The 18,962-nt window shown below is 30.1% G+C and carries 19 protein-coding genes and 1 other RNA gene; 18 read left to right on the top strand and 2 right to left on the bottom strand.

All coding sequences use genetic code 11. From position 1 onward, the window contains the following. Nucleotides 1–6 precede the first annotated feature (6 nt). From AC2FB1_RS01200 to AC2FB1_RS01145, 12 genes are all read left to right on the top strand, one after another. Complete coding sequence (locus tag AC2FB1_RS01200; RefSeq protein WP_490673455.1) at nucleotides 7–546, top strand: YpiB family protein; 540 nt, start codon at nucleotides 7–9, stop codon at nucleotides 544–546. Nucleotides 547–571: 25 nt separating this feature from the next. Then, nucleotides 572–1,171, top strand: coding sequence for a DUF1405 domain-containing protein (locus tag AC2FB1_RS01195; protein ID WP_490673454.1), 600 nt, complete (start codon nucleotides 572–574; stop codon nucleotides 1,169–1,171). A gap of 45 nt (nucleotides 1,172–1,216) precedes the next feature. Then, nucleotides 1,217–1,915 carry a zinc metallopeptidase gene (locus AC2FB1_RS01190; protein ID WP_017176300.1) on the top strand — a complete coding sequence of 233 codons (699 nt, stop codon included), beginning with the start codon at nucleotides 1,217–1,219 and terminating at the stop codon, nucleotides 1,913–1,915. Nucleotides 1,916–2,117: 202 nt separating this feature from the next. After that, nucleotides 2,118–2,435, top strand: coding sequence for a nucleotide pyrophosphohydrolase (locus AC2FB1_RS01185; RefSeq protein ID WP_490673453.1), 318 nt, complete (start codon nucleotides 2,118–2,120; stop codon nucleotides 2,433–2,435). A 22-nt stretch (nucleotides 2,436–2,457) separates the two neighbouring features. Then, nucleotides 2,458–3,576: an N-acetyl-alpha-D-glucosaminyl L-malate synthase BshA gene (bshA, locus tag AC2FB1_RS01180; protein WP_490673452.1), complete on the top strand. Its 1,119-nt coding sequence runs from the start codon at nucleotides 2,458–2,460 to the stop codon at nucleotides 3,574–3,576. Between the two features lie 13 nt (nucleotides 3,577–3,589). Next, nucleotides 3,590–4,792, top strand: a complete 1,203-nt coding sequence (locus AC2FB1_RS01175; protein ID WP_490673451.1) for a CCA tRNA nucleotidyltransferase — start codon at nucleotides 3,590–3,592, stop codon at nucleotides 4,790–4,792. Beyond that, the gene (locus tag AC2FB1_RS01170) at nucleotides 4,779–5,753 is read left to right on the top strand and encodes a biotin--[acetyl-CoA-carboxylase] ligase (RefSeq protein ID WP_490673450.1); all 975 of its coding nucleotides are present in this window, start codon (nucleotides 4,779–4,781) and stop codon (nucleotides 5,751–5,753) included. Before AC2FB1_RS01175 ends, AC2FB1_RS01170 begins: the two co-directional genes overlap by 14 nt. Before the next feature lie 29 nt (nucleotides 5,754–5,782). After that, the gene (locus tag AC2FB1_RS01165; protein ID WP_490673449.1) at nucleotides 5,783–8,491 is read left to right on the top strand and encodes a helicase C-terminal domain-containing protein; all 2,709 of its coding nucleotides are present in this window, start codon (nucleotides 5,783–5,785) and stop codon (nucleotides 8,489–8,491) included. A gap of 106 nt (nucleotides 8,492–8,597) precedes the next feature. Beyond that, nucleotides 8,598–9,890: an asparagine--tRNA ligase gene (gene asnS / locus AC2FB1_RS01160; RefSeq protein ID WP_490673448.1), complete on the top strand. Its 1,293-nt coding sequence runs from the start codon at nucleotides 8,598–8,600 to the stop codon at nucleotides 9,888–9,890. 98 nt (nucleotides 9,891–9,988) lie between these two features. Then, nucleotides 9,989–10,675 (top strand): DnaD domain-containing protein, encoded by a 687-nt coding sequence (locus AC2FB1_RS01155; RefSeq protein ID WP_490673447.1) that lies wholly within the window; start codon nucleotides 9,989–9,991, stop codon nucleotides 10,673–10,675. Continuing rightward, entirely contained in the window at nucleotides 10,665–11,336 is a 672-nt protein-coding gene (gene nth, locus AC2FB1_RS01150; RefSeq protein WP_490673446.1) for an endonuclease III, read from the top strand. The genes AC2FB1_RS01155 and nth overlap by 11 nt, the downstream gene beginning before the upstream one ends. After that, complete coding sequence (locus AC2FB1_RS01145) at nucleotides 11,329–11,664, top strand: YpoC family protein (RefSeq protein ID WP_002455327.1); 336 nt, start codon at nucleotides 11,329–11,331, stop codon at nucleotides 11,662–11,664. The genes nth and AC2FB1_RS01145 overlap by 8 nt, the downstream gene beginning before the upstream one ends. Before the next feature lie 93 nt (nucleotides 11,665–11,757). On the opposite strand, the gene AC2FB1_RS01140 is transcribed toward AC2FB1_RS01145, so the two are convergent. Together AC2FB1_RS01140 and recU are read right to left on the bottom strand one after the other, a co-directional pair. Next, nucleotides 11,758–14,124 carry a transglycosylase domain-containing protein gene (locus AC2FB1_RS01140; protein WP_490673445.1) on the bottom strand — a complete coding sequence of 789 codons (2,367 nt, stop codon included), beginning with the start codon at nucleotides 14,122–14,124 and terminating at the stop codon, nucleotides 11,758–11,760. Next, a complete protein-coding gene (gene recU / locus AC2FB1_RS01135; protein ID WP_490673444.1) occupies nucleotides 14,121–14,747 on the bottom strand; it encodes a Holliday junction resolvase RecU in 627 nt (208 codons plus the stop codon). The genes AC2FB1_RS01140 and recU overlap by 4 nt, the downstream gene beginning before the upstream one ends. Nucleotides 14,748–15,009: 262 nt before the next feature. Here recU and AC2FB1_RS01130 point away from each other — a divergent pair, with 262 nt between their 5' ends. From AC2FB1_RS01130 to AC2FB1_RS01105, 6 genes are all read left to right on the top strand, one after another. Next, nucleotides 15,010–15,363, top strand: coding sequence for a DUF1798 family protein (locus AC2FB1_RS01130; RefSeq protein ID WP_353317570.1), 354 nt, complete (start codon nucleotides 15,010–15,012; stop codon nucleotides 15,361–15,363). Next, complete coding sequence (locus tag AC2FB1_RS01125) at nucleotides 15,360–15,923, top strand: SLOG family protein (protein WP_490673443.1); 564 nt, start codon at nucleotides 15,360–15,362, stop codon at nucleotides 15,921–15,923. Before AC2FB1_RS01130 ends, AC2FB1_RS01125 begins: the two co-directional genes overlap by 4 nt. A gap of 11 nt (nucleotides 15,924–15,934) precedes the next feature. Then, nucleotides 15,935–16,273 carry a cell division regulator GpsB gene (gene gpsB, locus AC2FB1_RS01120; RefSeq protein ID WP_353317573.1) on the top strand — a complete coding sequence of 113 codons (339 nt, stop codon included), beginning with the start codon at nucleotides 15,935–15,937 and terminating at the stop codon, nucleotides 16,271–16,273. A 141-nt stretch (nucleotides 16,274–16,414) separates the two neighbouring features. Then, nucleotides 16,415–16,801: RNase P RNA component class B (gene rnpB, locus AC2FB1_RS01115), an RNA gene on the top strand. Between the two features lie 116 nt (nucleotides 16,802–16,917). After that, nucleotides 16,918–18,054, top strand: coding sequence for a THUMP domain-containing class I SAM-dependent RNA methyltransferase (locus AC2FB1_RS01110; RefSeq protein ID WP_490673442.1), 1,137 nt, complete (start codon nucleotides 16,918–16,920; stop codon nucleotides 18,052–18,054). 178 nt (nucleotides 18,055–18,232) lie between these two features. Further along, nucleotides 18,233–18,871, top strand: a complete 639-nt coding sequence (locus AC2FB1_RS01105) for an SDR family oxidoreductase (RefSeq protein WP_353317576.1) — start codon at nucleotides 18,233–18,235, stop codon at nucleotides 18,869–18,871. Nucleotides 18,872–18,962: the final 91 nt, after the last annotated feature.

Genomic DNA, 18,962 nt, shown 5'->3' with positions numbered 1-18,962 from the left:
TTAAAATTGAATGATGCACTAGTTAAAATGAAACAAAGCTATATTGAATATGCTTTGTTTCATTATCACTTTAAGTCTAGAATTAGTGTGTGGCTATTAAATTATTTAAAAGCTTCACCATCAAAATTAAATTGTAGTCATTTTGTAAATAAGAAAATTAAAAGTCATATTACTCTTGAAATTGGCTTAAAGCATTCCAATTTCTCTGCTATTAAGTTAACAAAAAACAATCAAACATTAATCAATACAAATGAAATATTCAATTATATCGCTTCCAAGGATATTTGTATTGATATATTCATTCATTTTGAATGCAATGATAATCAAGATTGGCGATTAAATGAACTTATTATTCAACAATTAATATATTCAGATCAATATCTTGCATATCTTAATAATATATATAACTTAAGTCTTGACTTAAATAAAAAATATTCGTTAATCGAACAATTAGAGCATCATATTGATGTGAGTTTACAACTGAAAGATCAACAACGCTTTTTTCAACTATCACAAATTTTGAGTGTACTAACCAATCACTCATAAATTAAAATTGAAGGAATCAGAATATATGCCTACCTTAAGACAACTATGGGAGTTATCATTATATCAACGTTCTATACTAATAGTATTGCTTATATGTAACGTTTTAGGCACCATTTATGGTTTTATATGGTATAGTGATCAAATACTTAAGACACAATGGTATTATCTAATTTTTGTACCAGATAGCCCTATTGCATCGCTTTTTTTATGTATATCGATTAGTTTATTAATTATAAATAAACAAAGTAGTATTATTGAAGGGCTAGCATTTGTTACCTTATTTAAATATGGTTTATGGGCTGTCATTATGAATCTTATAATGATTATTAATAATCACGACATAACTATTATGAATGTGTTTTTAATTATAAGTCATGGAATTATGGCCCTTGAAAGTGTCTATTTTTATCCACGATTCAAAATCTCTATGCTTAGTCTGTTCATTTCAATGTTATGGATATTTAACAATGATTATGTAGACTATATATTAAAGAAGTATCCTTATTATGATTTCATACAATATCATGTGAGTTTAGTTGCTTTTATTGCACTATGGCTAAGTATTATATCACTTATACTTTATTATTATTTTAATAAGTTCATAAAGGTTAAATTATTTGATTAAAAAATCGATTGTCAGTAGAATATTATTAAAGGAGAGTGAAATTGATTGTCTATAGTGTCTTATATTATATATATCGTTATTATTATGCTCATTCCAATGTGGGCTCAACACAAAGTAAAATCAAATTATGAAAAATATTCACAAGTGAGATCAACAAGTGGTAAAACTGGTCGTGAAGTAGCAGAAGAAATTCTTCATGCTAATGGAATTTATGATGTAGATGTAGTTAAGGGCGAAGGCTTTTTAACAGACCACTATGATCCAAATAAGAAAGTAGTTTGTTTGTCTCCTGCAAACTTTGATCGTCCTTCAGTAGCTGGTACAGCTATTGCGGCACACGAAGTTGGACACGCTATTCAACACCAACAAGGTTATGCATTTTTACGTTTTAGAACTGCTTTAGTACCTTTAGCAAATATTGGTAGTTCATTAAGCTATATCGTTATTATGGCTGGTATCTTTTTAACAGCATTAGGTAGCGCTTTTGGCTCAACTGCATTATGGATTGGTGCTGGGTTAATGTCATTAGCAGTTTTATTCTCAATCGTGACATTACCAGTTGAATTTGATGCAAGCTCAAGAGCTATGAAACAAATTACTGCACTTAATATTGTGAATGAAAAAGAATATAAACATGCGAGAAAAGTGTTATCAGCAGCAGCTATGACTTATGTAGCAGCAACAGCTACAGCTGTAGCCGAACTTGTTAGAATTATTTTACTGGCACGTGCAAATGATAACTAAAATACCTTTATAAATTAACTTAATTTTAAATCTTTATAACAACATTTAAGATTTTTAAGTAGTTATACTGAGCGAAATATGAATTCAAAAAAGAATTCTGTTTCGCTCTTTTTCTATGACGTCTTTGAATAGAATTGATAAAATGCATTAACAACTAATTTGATATATACTTAGAAAGAAATGTAAAAAAAGGAGAATGATGATGAAATCTTTAAATGAGATGCAAAAAGAAGTAGACGAATATATTGGTCAATTTAAAGCGGGTTATTTTTCTCCATTAGCTAATTTAGCCCGACTAACAGAAGAAGTGGGCGAACTTGCAAGGGAAATCAATCATTATTATGGTGAAAAACAAAAGAAACTATCTGAAGAAGAAAATTCTGTTAAAGCTGAATTAGGCGATAATTTATTTGTCTTACTTTGCATTGCTAATTCACTTGGTATTGATATGACAGAAAGTTTTGATGAAACAATGCATAAATTTAATACTAGAGATAAAAATCGATTTGAACGTAAATAAAGGATAGAAAAGAGGGTACTTTATGAAAATAGGCATTACGTGTTATCCATCAATGGGTGGCTCAGGCATCATAGCAACTGAATTAGGAATTAAAATGGCAGAAAGAGGACATGAAGTTCACTTTATTACTTCAAATATTCCTTTTAGAATTCGTAAACCATTACCTAATATTACTATCCACCAAGTCGAAGTGAATCAATATGCAGTATTTCAATACCCACCATATGATATTACATTAAGCACAAAAATATCTGAAGTCATTAAAGAATATGATTTAGATATCTTACATATGCATTATGCTGTACCACATGCTGTCTGTGGTATTTTAGCACGTCAAATGTCTGGAAAAGACATTAAAATTATAACAACATTACATGGTACTGATATTACAGTTTTAGGCTATGATCATTCACTTAAAGGTGCTATTAAATTTGGTATTGAACAAAGTGACCTCGTGACAAGTGTCAGTCAATCACTAGCTAAAAAAACAAAATCAATTATTGAAACAGATAAAGATATCGTTCCTATTTATAATTTTGTTCGAGAAAAAGAGTTTCCTACAAAACATGAAAATAAGTATAAAGAACTTTACGGTATTAAGCCTGAAGAAAAAGTGCTTATACATGTATCAAACTTTCGAAAAGTTAAACGTATTGATACTATTTTAGAAACTTTTTCTAAAGTTCATAAGCATATACCAAGCAAGCTGATTTTATTAGGTGATGGTCCAGAACTTTTAGATATGCGTAAAAAAGCAAGATCGTTATCTATCGAAAATGATGTACTATTTTTAGGTAAACAAGATCAAGTTAGCAAATTTTATCAAATGGCTGATTTAGTTTTGCTATTAAGTGAAAAAGAAAGTTTTGGTCTTACATTATTAGAAGCAATGACAACAGGAGTAGTACCTATAGGTTCAAATGCTGGAGGTATCAAGGAAGTCATCAAGCACGGTGAAACAGGTTATATTGTAGATGTGGGAGATAGTGAACAGGCGAGTACTTATGCACTGAAATTATTAACAGATGAGCATCTCTATCAAGAATTACAAGGCAATATGCTAAAAGATATTAAACAACGATTTAGTTCTGAACTTATCGTCGATCAATATGAATATTACTATAAAAAAATGTTGAATTAAAAAGAGGATTAATATGGGAAACGAATTATTTGAAAAAGCACTACCAATTCTTAATCAAATAGAAAAACATCATTTTGAAGCCTATTTTGTAGGTGGGGCAGTCAGAGATTACATCATGCATCGTACGATTCATGATATTGATATTACTACAAGTGCGATGCCAGATGAAATTGAAAATATATTTGAACACACTATTCCAGTTGGAAAAGAGCATGGCACAATTAATGTTGTTTTCAACAATGATAATTACGAGGTGACGACATTTAGATCAGAAGGCAATTATATAGATCACCGTCGTCCAAGTAAAGTTCATTTTATAAGAAATCTCTATGAAGATGTACAACGTAGGGATTTCACTATCAATGCTATTGCTATGGATAAGAATTATAAATTATTTGATTATTTTGGTGGACAAGAAGACATTCAATCAAAATTGATACGTACAGTAGGGAATCCAAGTGAACGATTTAAAGAAGATGCGTTAAGAATTATTCGTGGGCTTAGATTTCAATCACAACTTACATTTGATATTCATTCTGAAACCTTTAAAGCAATGCAATCAACTTGTTCAGACGTTGAATATTTATCAATCGAGCGGATTGTTGTAGAATTCAAAAAATTAATCTTAGGAAGAAATGTTAAACAAAGTTATCATAATTTAATATCTTTAAAACTTTTTGATTATATTCCATTTTTTAGTGAATTAGATATGACAAGTGTTCATATCAATGAACCTCTTGAATTTGAACAATGGTTAGCCATTTTACTTATAAAAAATGATAATCTGCCTTCTTTAAAGCAATTAAAAATTAGTAATAAAGAAAAGTCAGATATACATACTTATATAAATATTATTGAAACATTACCTCAAATTAATAATAAAGATGCTTTAAAATTATTTGTTTATGATTATAGTGAACAGTATATATTAAAGGTATTAAATATTTATTCTGTGCTTCAAACAAATCAAATTCCTACCGCTTCAGAACTTATTATCAATCCTTTTTCTATTAAAGAAATCAATCAACAACTTCAATTTCATGAACGTAAAGAAATGGCTGTGAATGGAAAGGATATACTTGCATATTTTAATAAAAATGGCGGACCTTGGTTAAAAAATGTATTGAGAGAAATAGAATGTGCGATTGTTACTGATAGAATTAAAAATAACAAAGAAGAAATTTTGAAATGGGTGAATGAAAATGTCAAAATATAGTCAAGATGTCGTTAAAATGTTATATGAGCATCAATCAGAATACATTTCTGGTCAATACATTGCGAATCAACTTAATATATCGAGAGCAGCTGTGAAAAAAGTAATTGATCAATTAAAAGCGGATGGATGTGACATTGAATCAATTAATCATAAAGGACATAAACTTAATGCATCGCCAAATCATTGGTATAGTGGCATTATCAATAAAGTATTAGAATCTAATCAGTTAGTATCTAAAATTGAAGTATATGATAGTGTGAATTCTACTCAAACTATTGCTAAACAAGCACTTGTTGATAACCAACATACCATGTTAATTTTAAGTGATGAGCAAACAAATGGTCGTGGTCGCTTCAATCGTAATTGGTCTTCTTCAAAGGGAAAAGGTTTATGGATGTCTGTTGTTTTAAGACCTAATGTGTCATTTTCAATGATTCCAAAATTCAATCTATTTATAGCTTTAGGAATTAGAGATGCTATTCAAGCATTTTCTGAAGACAAAGTAGAGATTAAATGGCCCAATGATATTTATATAAACGATAAAAAAGTATGCGGCTTTTTAACAGAAATGGTAGCAAATGCCGATGCAGTTGAAGCCATTATATGTGGTATTGGTATTAATTTAAATCATGAAGAAGAAGATTTCCCTGATGTCATACGTCATCGTGCCACAAGCATTCGCTTGCATCATTCATCAGAAGAAATTAACCGATATCAGTTTTTAAAATATTTAATTGAAAAGATTGAACATCGTTATAATCAATTTCTTAATTCTTCATTTGATACGATTAGAGATGAATACATTCGTACATCTAATATTTGGCATCGTAAGTTAATATTTACTGAAAGTGGTGAACAATTTATAGGTGAAGCTATTGATATTGATAACGACGGATTTTTGATTGTAAAAGATGAACATAATCAAACGAGACGACTTATAAGCGCAGATATAGATATATAAGCATACGGATAGAATTAGGAGAGATAGATATGGCATATACAAGTTTTGCGGTAGTAGATTTAGAGACAACCGGAAACCAACTTGAACATGATGAAATTATACAAATTGGTATTACATTTGTACGTGATAATAAAATCTCAGGAACGTATCATTCAATGATTCGTACTGATTTAGAAATCCCACCATTTATCCAAGCTTTAACTTCTATCGAAGAAACTATGCTAGAACAAGCACCTTATTTTTATGACATTGCTGATGATATATATGAACAACTCAAAGATTGTATATTTGTAGCACACAATGTTGACTTTGATTTAAATTTCATCAAAAAAGCATTTGAAAAAAGTAATATACATTTTAAACCTAAAAAAGTACTCGATACCTTAGAATTATTTAAAATTGCGTTTCCTACTGAAAAAAGTTACCAATTAAGTGAATTAGCAAATGCTCATAATATACCTCTGACGAATGCACATCGAGCAGATGAAGATGCAACAACAACAGCATATTTAATGATTAAAGCTTTCAAAAAGTTTGAGTCATTACCTGTAGATACATTAAAGCAATTATATTATTTAAGTAAGCATTTAAAATATGATTTATTTAATATTTTATTCGAGATGGTAAGACAGCACCATAGACATGAAATAGATCATCAATATGCTCAGTTTGAACAGATTATCTATAAAAAACAACAAGACTTAAAGATACCACAGATAGATTTTAAGGGCTCATTAAAAGATTTATATTTAGAAGTTACGACAGCACTTCAACTTACTTATCGACCACAACAATTATATTTGTCTGAAATTATTTTAGATCAGTTAATGCATAATGATAAGGCGCTTATTGAAGCACCTTTAGGAAGTGGTAAATCATTAGCATATTTATTAGCTGCATTGATGTATAACGTTGAAACAGGTAGACATGTCATGATTTCAACAAACACAAAATTACTTCAACATCAATTACTACAAAAAGATATTCCTAGTATTAATCATGCACTAAATTTCAAAATTAATGCTGCACTTATTAAAAGTAAAACAGACTATATTTCACTAGGATTAATAAGTCAAATTTTAAAAGATAATACAGTCAACTACGAAGTGAATATTTTAAAAATGCAATTACTTCTATGGATATTAGAAACAAATACCGGTGATATACAGGAGTTAAATTTAAAAGGTGGTCAAAAAATGTATTTTGACCAAAAACTAGAAACTTATGTTCCAGTAAGACACGATATTCATTACTACAATTATATAAAACGTAATGCCCAAAATATTCAAATTGGAATTACGAATCATGCACATCTTATTCATTCAGATCAAGAGAATTCAATCTATCAATTATTTGATGATTGTATCATTGACGAAGCACATCGTTTACCTAATTATGCTCTTAATCAAGTGACAAATGAATTAAACTATTCTGACATTAAATATCATTTAGGTTTAATAGGGAAAAATGAAAATGAAAAGCTTCTTAAATTAGTAGATAATTTAGAACAACAACGTATTTTGGAACGATTAGATATACCACCAATTGACGTGTTTGGTCTAAAATCTAATATTTCTGAGCTACACGAATTAAATGAAACTCTATTTAATCATATTTTTGATATTGTTCAACACTCAGAGATTCATGATGATGATGTTCATCGATATCACTACGTATTCGAATTTAATTCTACGGGTATTTTGAAAGATTTACATGCAATTGTGGACAAAATCAATAAAACTTTAGAATTTTTTAATGGTATTAATCATAAAACAATAAAATCTATACGTAAGCAGTTACTATACATTAATGATAACTACAGACATATAGAACAAAGTTTAAAACAAAATCATACTGCTTTCATATCTATCAAAAATTTGAATCAAAAATCTACTATACGTCTAATTGTAAAAGATTACGAAGTCCGTGATATTTTAACAAAACAAGTTCTTGAGAAATTTAAATCATTAACATTTATTTCAGGTACACTTACATTCAATCATTCATTTGAGGCATTTAAAAACTGGTTTAAAAAAGATGTAGAATTCAATACTTATGAAGTACAGTCACCACTTCAAAATCATAAATCAACAAATATATACATTCCAAGTGATGTCGTTTCTTATAATTTTAAAAATACAGAAGATTATGTAGCATCTATTGTAGATTATATTCAAGAATATATAACTGTAACGCAATCTAAATGTCTCGTACTTTTTACTAGTTATCGAATGATGCATACAGTACAAGAATTATTAAATGAATTACCTGTATTTAATGATTATGTTATTTTGACCCAACAACAAAATCAAAACTATAAAATTGTTCAACAGTTTAATCACTTTGATAAAGCTATTTTGTTAGGTACATCAGCATTTTTTGAAGGATTTGATTATCAATCTAATGGTATTAAATGTGTGATGATTGCTAAATTACCATTTATGAATAAATATAATACAAAGCATTGGTTAATGGATTCCGAATTTGAATCTACATTTAAAGATTATGTCTTACCTGATGCTGTAACTCGCTTTAGACAGGGTCTAGGCAGATTAATTCGTAACGAAGATGATAGGGGACTCATTGTTTCGTTTGACAATCGGTTAACAAACAGTAACTATAAGCGCTTCTTTGAACAAGCGTTAGAATCTTATTCTCAAAAAAAAGGAGATATTCAGCAATTTAGTAAATTACTTCATCGCATGCAAACGAATAAACTGAAAAATAGAAAGAAATAGTTTATTGTAAATAGGGAGAACATTATTCAGGTGCTAGAAGTTCATATTTTATTTTGTTAAAATAGATAAGTATTGTAGAAAAAGAAAATGAAGTAGGAGTTTGGTTATGAAAACAACAATTAAACAAGCAAAACAATACCTTAACCAAGAAGTTACAATAGGTGCTTGGTTAACGAATAAACGATCAAGTGGTAAAATTGCATTTTTACAATTACGTGATGGCAGTGGTTTTATGCAAGGTGTGGTTGTGAAATCTGAAGTAGATGAAGAAACATTTAAACTTGCTAAAGAAATTACTCAAGAGTCATCATTATATGTTACTGGTACGATTACAGAAGATAATCGCTCTGATTTAGGCTATGAAATGCAAGTGAAATCAATTGAGGTCATTCATGAGGCACATGATTATCCAATTACGCCTAAAAATCATGGTACTGAATTCTTAATGGATCATCGTCATCTGTGGTTACGTTCTAAAAAACAGCATGCAGTGATGAAAATTAGAAATGAAATTATTAGAGCAACATATGAATTCTTTAATGATAATGAATTCACTAAAATTGATCCACCTATTTTAACTGCAAGTGCACCAGAAGGTACTAGTGAATTATTCCATACTAAATACTTTGATCAAGATGCATTTTTATCTCAAAGTGGTCAATTATATATGGAAGCTGCAGCTATGGCGCACGGGCGTGTTTTCTCATTTGGACCGACATTTAGAGCTGAAAAATCTAAAACAAGACGTCATTTAATTGAGTTCTGGATGATTGAACCTGAAATGGCATTTACAAATCACGAAGAAAGTTTACAAGTTCAAGAACAATATGTATCACATATCGTAAAATCTGTATTAGAACATTGTAAATTAGAATTAAAAGCGCTAGATAGAGATACGAGTAAATTAGAAAAAGTATCTGTGCCATTCCCACGAATCTCTTATGACGATGCTATCAAGTTCTTACAAGAAGAAGGATTTGAGGACATTGAATGGGGTGAAGACTTTGGTGCGCCTCACGAAACAGCTATAGCCAATCATTATGATTTACCAGTATTTATTACAAACTATCCAACTAAAATTAAACCATTCTATATGCAGCCTAACCCTGATAACGAAGATACAGTTTTATGTGCAGATTTAATTGCACCAGAAGGTTATGGTGAAATTATTGGTGGTTCTGAACGTATCAATGATCTAGCATTATTAGAACAACGTATCGATGAACATCAACTTGATACAGAAAGTTATAACTACTATTTAGACTTACGTCGCTATGGTAGTGTGCCACACAGTGGTTTCGGTTTAGGTTTAGAACGCACAGTTGCATGGATTTCAGGCGTTGAACACGTGAGAGAAACATCACCATTCCCACGTTTATTAAATCGTTTATATCCATAAAAAATATCACGTTTTATAAATCATACATGGGGAGTGAGACTAAATGATGTTATTCATGTCTCACTCCCACTTTTTAAAATAGGAAAGAGAGGGGTATCATGGACACACATCAACTCAAAACTCGTCCTGTCGTAGTTAGAAGGGAACTTTTCGATCATTACAATGAATTCGGTTTAGATGAAAAAGATTTAGTCATTTTGATTAAGTTGATTTATGCCGCTGAAGTTTCTAATAAACAACCCTCAATAGAATTTTTGCAAAAAGGTTCAAATATGGAACCAAGAGAAATAACATCAATTATTCAAAATTTAATTCAGCGTGATTTACTTGCACTGCATGTAAGTAAAGATGAGGAAGGAAAATTTACTGAATATATGAATTTAAACCGTTTTTACGAAAAGCTAAGTGATATTTTAACTCAAGAAAAAAATGAAACTAAACATCATCAAACGCAACAAAACTTTAAAGATTTATTTCAATATATTGAGCATTTGTTTTCGAGACCATTATCACCATATGAAATCGAAACTCTCAACCAATGGATTGATGTAGATCAACATGATTACACTTTAATACGTGCTGCATTAGATGAAGCATATAGTCATGATAAATTAAGCTTTAAATATGTTGATCGTATCTTATTAAATTGGAAGAAAAACAATGTAACAACTTTAGAAGAATCTAACAAAATGAGAGAAAAATTCAACAAACCTAAATTAACTCATACTGTAAAACATATACCTAAATTTGACTGGTTAAATGGAGAGAATCTAGATGGTAAGTAAGAAAAAAGCATTAGAAATGATTGACGTTATTGCAGATATGTTTCCTGATGCAGAATGTGAATTAAAACATGATAATCCGTTTGAATTAACAATAGCTGTATTATTATCTGCGCAATGTACAGATAATTTAGTTAATAAAGTTACACGTTCACTTTTTAAAAAATATAAAACACCTGAAGATTATTTAAAAGTAGATATAGAAGAATTGCAGAATGATATAAAATCAATAGGTTTATATCGTAATAAAGCAAAAAATATTAAAAAATTATGCCAATCTTTACTTGACCAGTACGGTGGACAAATTCCTCATACACATAAAGATTTAGAAAGCTTAGCTGGAGTCGGACGAAAAACAGCGAACGTTGTTATGAGTGTAGCTTTTGATGAGCCCTCTTTGGCAGTAGACACACACGTTGAACGTGTTTCAAAGCGTCTAGGTATTAATAAGTGGAAAGATAATGTTAAACAAGTAGAAGAACGTTTGTGTGATATTATTCCAAAAGAAAGATGGAGTAAAAGTCATCATCAACTTATCTTTTTTGGACGTTATCATTGTATTGCTCGAAAACCAAAATGTGATATTTGTCCATTACTTGAGGATTGTAGAGAAGGGCAAAAACGCATGAAAGCAATGAAAAAGGAAGTCGGAACAAATGATTAATAAATCACAATTTGAATCGCTAGAAAATGAACTTGATGTCTATGCTAAGAAAAGACAACTAAATTCTGATTTAGCAAAACAATATATCGATGATTATTTTGAACTGCTTCTTTTGTTCTTTAAACAAATTAATGAAATAGAGTCTATTGATTTAAATCATTTAGACCAATATCCAGTTGTTCCTATGAATTTTTTAGAACGATATCAATATATGTTAAAAAGAAAATACCACTTTATGGGGTATAGTCAAATGAAAACATTAAAAAATGAGCTTATTAAAATGAACGCTTCATATCAAATTAGAAGAAAAAATCAAAATAATAATTAATATGAAAGATAGTCTAGAGCAAAGTTGTTCTAGACTTTTTTTAATTAAAAAAACGACATAGCCTTATAAAAGACTATGTCGTTTTTAAAGCTATTACGATGCTTTTCTAAAATTAAAAATCGTGTTTGCTTTAAATATGTTAGATAAACTACTATTGTTATTTGTATTATCATTATTATTATTTTGTTGAGTTGATGTGGTACTATTGTTAGCACTGTTGTTCGTAGTTGAATTATTTGCTGAGTTATCAGTTGTATTACCTGTGTTCGTTGTTGATGTAGTATTTGAGTTGTTATCACTGGTAGAATTAGAATTGCTTGAACTATTTCCTGTACTACTAGAATTACTTGATGAGCTACTATCTGAATTGTTAGTAGACATGTTATCATATTTACTTCCTGATGTTGTATTATTATCTGGATGATCTTTAACAGATAGTGTACTTGCACCTGAACCAGTAACTGAATCAGGTTTTTTGAAGTCCCCATCATTACTTGAAGTAATATCTGACATCACATCTTTATATAGATATTGTGCATATTCTTGTTCAGAATGTCCTAAGAATGAATCTTCACCGCCTTGTTTAATTTGGTTGAAGCCCATCCAAATTGACATTGTATATTTAGGTGTGAAACCATTCATCCAAATATCTTTGGCTGCATTGTCAGGTAAGTTATATTGATTATTAACTTCTGTACCATAAGTACTTGTACCTGTTTTAGCGCCCATATTAACGCCAGCAACACCATGACCGTAAGCAGACCCATATGGTTTAAATGTACCAGTTAACATTTCTGCAAGCATATAAGCAGTATAATCCTCCATCGCTTTATGACTTGTATGATCAAATTCGATAGTTTCATCATCAGATGTTACAACTTTGCGAATTGAATGCGCATTATTGTAAGTACCACCATTAGCTATTGATGCGAATGCTGATGCTAATTGAGTAGGTGAGAATTCAGAAGCACCGCCACCTAAAATTTCAGATGGCCCTAAATCAATTTCATAATCTAAACCAACTTTAGACGCAAAATCTTTTGGAGCATTTTTACCTGCACTTGATGATACTTGCTGCCAAGCTTTTAGGGCAGGAATATTAAAACTTTGTCTTAATGCATCATATGCAGATACTGTACCATGACCTTGCCCATCATAGTTACGGAATGTACCACCATCAATGGAATAACTTGATTCATCTTGCATTGCGTGGTTTGTAGCCCATTGCATATTTTCAATTGCTGGACCGTATGATAAGAATGGTTTAAGTGATGAACCAGTCAAGTGAGTATCTGTAGCAGCATTACGATCAACGACATCTCTATAATTTCGTCCACCGGAAATGGCTACAATGCCTCCAGTTTTACTATCAAGAATGGTTGAGCCTACTTGTTGGTCATCATTTTTATAGTAATTACCATTGTCAATACGATCTTGAAGTGTCTTTTGAACATCTTTATCCATATTTGTATAGATTTTAAGACCACTTTGCATTAAGTCACTATAGTTTTTATTTTTGAAGTGTTTATTGCCCATTAATTCAGCTTTAACAAAATTAATGTAAGAATCGTATTCAGTGTCAGAATCGTTATTAGAAATTTGACGTTCTTTTGTTGTACGTTTCACTAAGTTATCTTCTAATGAAGTAGCTTTAGCTTCTTTCCATTCTTTATCAGAGATTCTATGATGATAGTGCATTAAGTATAAAACAGTTTCTTTACGACTTTCAGCTTCTTTTGGATTATCATAAATGTTATAGAGGTTAGGAACCTGTGGTAAGCCAGCTAGATAGGCTTCTTCAGCTAAATTAAGTTGATTTAGATTTTTATTAAAGTAATATTTAGCTGCAGCTTTAACACCATATACACCGTCTGAATAATAAATTTTATTTAAATACATTTGGAAAATTTCATCCTTACTGTATTCTTGCTCTAAACGGTAAGATAGGTAGGCCTCTTGTGCTTTACGTCCAATAGATTTCTTCTCTGAAAGGAATGAACGCTTAACCACTTGTTGAGTTAAAGTAGATGCACCTTGTGAACCAAAACCACCAGTCAAGTTTTTACCAATAGCGCCAAATAAACGTTTATAGTCTAAAGCACCATGCTCATAGAAGCGATTATCTTCAGTAGCTAACACGGCATTTTTCATATTTTTAGGAACATCTTTTAAATCAACATGTTCTCTACGTGCACCATTGTCTAATTTCTTAACTAAGTCACCGTTTTTATCATAAATTTCCAAGGGCTTAGGATCTTGTAATTTAGACTCATTAAATGCTGGAGCTTTCCAAGCATAATATGCAAATACAAGTATACCGAGTAAAAGTAAAACGATAAAAGCAATGAATAAAAAGCCTATAACCTTAATAATCGTTCTTTTTACACTCTTATTCTTTTTTGATTTGGATTTCCCATTTTTACCTTTATTAGGTTGAGAAGATCCTTTATTTTCCGTCATACGCGGTCCTCACTTTCATCTAATATCAACTTATCAACAGTCTTAAGATAATTCAATCTAGGTTGATACTGATAAGGAATATAGTAACTATTTTTTTTAATTTCTTCAACTGTTATTGATTTTTTTATTTCCTTTTTATATCTTTCCCAGAAAGGTTGAAACTTCGAAAAAGGTAATAGATATACTTCATCAAGTACTTTAAATCTAATAAGTAAAAATACGATTCCTTTTTGCAGAAAACAATTTTTCATATGTTCTACTTGATGATCATGGATATTATTTAAAGGAAAAGATGTTTTATTTTTCGTTTCTTTCGCCTCAAAATCAATATAGTGACCTCGATAGACACCATTATAATCAGTTGTAGAAGGTGTACGAAAGTATGCTTCGTTTATTATTGCTTTACTTCTTTTAGGATAATGAACATTTACAATTTGAACAGGAGTAGGTTTCTTATGTATAACAGCAACGCCTTGTTTTAAATAATAATCATTAGATTGTTCAATATCTTTCTCAAGAGTCATACCTCGTCCGCCATATTTAATCTTACTAGAAGCATCACTTTGATTACTTCCGACTTTAGTAGGATTAAGTTTGAATGGCTTTCCATTCGGATAATTCATCATACTCACCACACAAGTCTAATATTAAACTTTTAATTTCTAAAAGAATAAGATTAAACTATAATATGATAATAATGAAATGAGCATAATATTTAATATTATACTACACATAATTAAATATATTCATTAATTATCTATTCTATTTTAACGTGCTTTAACAGTGAAAACAATATGTTTAAAAATTTGTAATAATGTAAAAATTATATCTAAATAATAGGCTAAAATAATTGTAATAAACTATACGAATATAGGAGGCGTTGTTATGTACACTTTAATTAATAAAATATTACAAGAACTGCAGTACATGTCATCTTGTTATAATAAAGTGAAATTGACAAAGTCGGATAATCAATTTTATCGAGACGTCGTTCCCTATGTAAATAAAATTGATTATTTAATTGAAGAATTATCTCACTATAATGATAAACTTATTCAATTTCCTTATATGAATAAAAAAAAATTAGAAATATTAATTAAAAATATGAAAGAATTATCTGTGGAGTGTCACTACAGTAAGACAAGTAAAAAGTTATTTAATGAAAAACTAAAATCAGTTAATTATGATCTTAACAATTTGCTTAAATATATTGAAGATAATAAGGAGTCAATAAATTGAAAACAGTATATGTAACCGGATATAAATCATTTGAGTTAAATATATTTAAAGATAATATGAAAGAAGTCGATTATCTTAAACAATTTATAGAACATAAATTATTACAGTATATTGATGAAGGACTAGAATGGATACTCATTCAAGGACAAATTGGAATTGAACTGTGGACGGCTGAAGTAGTGTTAAAATTACAAGAAATATATCCTGAATTAAAATTAGGTATTATTAAACCTTTTTATGGTCATACCTCCAAGTGGAATGAGCAAAATATAGCAAAATATGAAGCTATTGCTAGTCAAGCACAATTTTTAGACAGTGTATTTCATTCTGAATATCAGGGACCTTTTCAATTTAAACAAACAGATCAGTTTATGTTAGAGCACACAGATATGACATTATTAATTTATGATGATGAACAAGAAGGAAGTCCAAAATATTTCAAGAGTATGCTAGTTGATTTTATGGAAAAAACAACTTATAATTGTGATATTGTGACATTTGATGAACTTACTGACTTTATTAACGATTTACAATGGCAACAAGACCAAAGTTTTGAATGAGGTGGAAAATAATGGCAGATGTTTCTTTAAAGCTTTCAGCAAAAGATATCTATGAAAAAGACTTTGAAAAAACGATGGCTCGCGGTTATCGTCGTGAAGAAGTCGATGCTTTTTTAGACGATATCATTACTGATTATCAGAAAATGGCTGATATGAATAATGAAGTAGTCAGATTATCTGAAGAAAATAATAAACTTAAAAAAGAAGTTGAAGAATTAAGAATCAGAGTTGCAACTTCACGTCCTTCTGATAATAAATCATTTGCTTCAAACAATTCGAAATCAGCAAACAACAATGTAGATATTTTAAAAAGAATTTCTAATCTTGAAAAAGCTGTTTTTGGTAAATAACACATTGGTATTTTAAAGATATAAGCTTGTTACGAAGCATGTTTGATTGCTATTATGATAGTTTTTGATAGTTAAAATAATTACTTATCTATGTAAAAATCTATTAAACTTTTTAAAATTATGTTATACTCACAAAAGTGATATTTTGGGTAATCGCTATAGAAATATAGAGGAAAGTCCATGCTCACACAATCTGAGACGATTGTAGTGTTCGTGCTTGATGAAACAATAAATCAAGGCATTAATTTGACGGCAATGAAATAACCTAAGTCATTGATTGATATGGTTAAAGTATTTTGAAAGTGCCACAGTGACGTAGCTTTTATAGAAATATAAAAGGTGGAACGCGGTAAACCCCTCGAGTGAGCAATCCAAATTTGGTAGGAGCACTTGTTTAGCGGAATTCAACGTATAAACGAGACGTCTTTACTCGCACAGTAAAGATTTGTAGACAGATGGTTACCACCAAAGTACCAGTACAGCTAGTGTACGTTATGAGTACAATGGTACAGAACATGGCTTATAGAAATATCATAGACTAGTTTAGCTCTCCCATTTTATGGAGAGCTTTTTTAATTTATATACATAATTTTTTTAATATTTGTTAATATACTAATATGATATGAGGCAAAGGAGATGAAATAATGTTTCAATTATTAGCAGTATGTCCTATGGGGCTTGAAGCTGTAGTGGCTAAAGAAATACAAGAACTTGGCTATGATACTCAAGTTGAAAATGGACGCATTTTCTTCAAGGGTGATGCTAAAGCCATTGTAAACTGTAATTTATGGCTTCGAACAGCTGACCGAGTAAAAATAGTAGTAGGCCGTTTCAATGCTAAAACATTCGATGAACTCTTTGAAAAAACAAAAGCCTTACCTTGGGAAACCATTATTGATAAAGAAGGCCAATTTCCTGTTCAAGGACGTAGTGTAAAATCTACACTTCATAGCGTTCCTGACTGTCAAGCAATTACTAAAAAAGCCATCGTTGAACGTCTTAAAAAAGCTTATAATGAAAAAGGATGGTTAAACGAAAGTGGTGCTAAATATCCTGTTGAAGTAGCCATTCTTAAAGATAACGTCTTACTTACTATTGACACGTCAGGTTCAGGACTGAATCGTAGAGGCTATCGAATTGCCCAAGGGGAAGCACCCATTAAAGAAACATTAGCTGCTAGCTTAGTTCGTTTAGCAAACTGGAAAGGCGATACACCATTTATTGATCCTTTTTGTGGTTCTGGAACAATTGCGATTGAAGCATGTTTAATTGCTCAAAATATTGCGCCAGGTTTTAATAGAGAGTTTGTATCAGAAGAATGGAATGTAATGCCTCCTAATATTTATGACCTTATGCGTGATGAAGCTGATCAACAAGCTAACTATGATAAAGATATTCAAGTGTATGCATCTGATATAGATCCTGAAATGGTTGAAATTGCTAAACGCAACGCTGAAGAAGTAGGTCTAGGTGATATCATTCAATTTAGTGTTAAGGATGTTAATACGTTAACCATTAATCAAGAAGGATCAGTAGCTTTAGTTGGTAATCCACCATACGGAGAACGTATTGGAGATAGAGATGAAGTAGAAGAGATGTATAGATATGTGGGTAAATTAATGAAACAACATCCATATTTATCAACGTATATTCTTACAAGTAACAAAGAATTTGAGTACTTAGTGGATCGTAAAGCAACTAAACGAAGAAAATTATTTAATGGTTATATTGAATGCACCTATTACCAATATTGGGGAAAAAAGCCGAATAAAGAGAAATAAAGTTGATTTAAAGATTTATTTAAAAATAATTAATTTTGTAAATTTTTCTTAATAAATTAGATAATATTTATTTAAAATTAACGTATTTATTAGCACTATAATAATGACTATTGTAAAGTTATTAGTAAGCATGTTAAAAAACATAGCACATTAAACATCTTAGTAAGGAGAGAAAGTTATGCAAACAGTTTTAATCGTAGGGGCTAACGGAAAAGTATCAATTGAAGCAACTAAAATTTTCTTAGAGAATTCTAGTTTTAATGTTGACTTATTTTTAAGAAATGCCCATCGTATTCCTGATTACGCATCTAATCGTATCACTGTATTTGAAGGTGATGCTAAAAATGTTGAAGACTTAGAAAAAGCATTAGATCAAGTAGACGTTGTTTTTGCAAGTTTATCAGGATCATTAGATAGAGAAGCGCAAGCCATTATAGATGCCATGAATAAAAAGAATGTTAAACGTTTAATATTTGTGGCTGCTCCTGGTATTTATGACGAATTACCAGATAAATTCAATAGATTTAACAAAGACCAATTTGGTGAAAAATTAACTAAATATCGTAAAGCAGCTGATTTAATTGAAGCTTCTAATTTAGACTATACAATTATTCGTCCTGCTTGGTTAACTTTCAAAAATGAATCAGATTATGAAATAACTCAAAAAGGTGATACATTTAAAGGAACAGAAGTTTCTAGAAGAAGTGTTGCCAATTTAGCAGTGCGTATAGCAAAACAACCTGAACTTTATTCTAGACAAAACATTGGTGTAAATAAACCAAATACTGATGGCGATAAACCAGCTTGGTTTAACTAATTCGTTCTATTTAGGTTTTTATTTTCTCTTATGATAAAATTTAATAAACAAAGCTAAAGGTATTTAGTTTTATCACCCTAAAAGTGAGGTT

It is taken from the genome of Staphylococcus sp. CoH_129_LAB_1, from assembly GCF_058191515.1.
This window is presented reverse-complemented; position numbering and strand designations above follow the sequence as displayed.

What these genes read in the sequence shown, in the direction of transcription:
- AC2FB1_RS01165 (WP_490673449.1), top strand. Translation starts at nt 5,783, where the DNA reads ATGGCATATACAAGTTTTGCGGTAGTAGATTTAGAGACAACCGGAAAC.
- AC2FB1_RS01175 (WP_490673451.1), top strand. Translation starts at nt 3,590, where the DNA reads ATGGGAAACGAATTATTTGAAAAAGCACTACCAATTCTTAATCAAATA.
- recU (WP_490673444.1), bottom strand. Translation starts at nt 14,747, where the DNA reads ATGAATTATCCGAATGGAAAGCCATTCAAACTTAATCCTACTAAAGTC.
- AC2FB1_RS01140 (WP_490673445.1), bottom strand. Translation starts at nt 14,124, where the DNA reads ATGACGGAAAATAAAGGATCTTCTCAACCTAATAAAGGTAAAAATGGG.
- AC2FB1_RS01130 (WP_353317570.1), top strand. Translation starts at nt 15,010, where the DNA reads ATGTACACTTTAATTAATAAAATATTACAAGAACTGCAGTACATGTCA.
- asnS (WP_490673448.1), top strand. Translation starts at nt 8,598, where the DNA reads ATGAAAACAACAATTAAACAAGCAAAACAATACCTTAACCAAGAAGTT.
- AC2FB1_RS01110 (WP_490673442.1), top strand. Translation starts at nt 16,918, where the DNA reads ATGTTTCAATTATTAGCAGTATGTCCTATGGGGCTTGAAGCTGTAGTG.
- AC2FB1_RS01155 (WP_490673447.1), top strand. Translation starts at nt 9,989, where the DNA reads ATGGACACACATCAACTCAAAACTCGTCCTGTCGTAGTTAGAAGGGAA.
- AC2FB1_RS01105 (WP_353317576.1), top strand. Translation starts at nt 18,233, where the DNA reads ATGCAAACAGTTTTAATCGTAGGGGCTAACGGAAAAGTATCAATTGAA.
- bshA (WP_490673452.1), top strand. Translation starts at nt 2,458, where the DNA reads ATGAAAATAGGCATTACGTGTTATCCATCAATGGGTGGCTCAGGCATC.
- AC2FB1_RS01195 (WP_490673454.1), top strand. Translation starts at nt 572, where the DNA reads ATGCCTACCTTAAGACAACTATGGGAGTTATCATTATATCAACGTTCT.
- AC2FB1_RS01145 (WP_002455327.1), top strand. Translation starts at nt 11,329, where the DNA reads ATGATTAATAAATCACAATTTGAATCGCTAGAAAATGAACTTGATGTC.
- gpsB (WP_353317573.1), top strand. Translation starts at nt 15,935, where the DNA reads ATGGCAGATGTTTCTTTAAAGCTTTCAGCAAAAGATATCTATGAAAAA.
- AC2FB1_RS01170 (WP_490673450.1), top strand. Translation starts at nt 4,779, where the DNA reads ATGTCAAAATATAGTCAAGATGTCGTTAAAATGTTATATGAGCATCAA.
- AC2FB1_RS01185 (WP_490673453.1), top strand. Translation starts at nt 2,118, where the DNA reads ATGAAATCTTTAAATGAGATGCAAAAAGAAGTAGACGAATATATTGGT.
- nth (WP_490673446.1), top strand. Translation starts at nt 10,665, where the DNA reads ATGGTAAGTAAGAAAAAAGCATTAGAAATGATTGACGTTATTGCAGAT.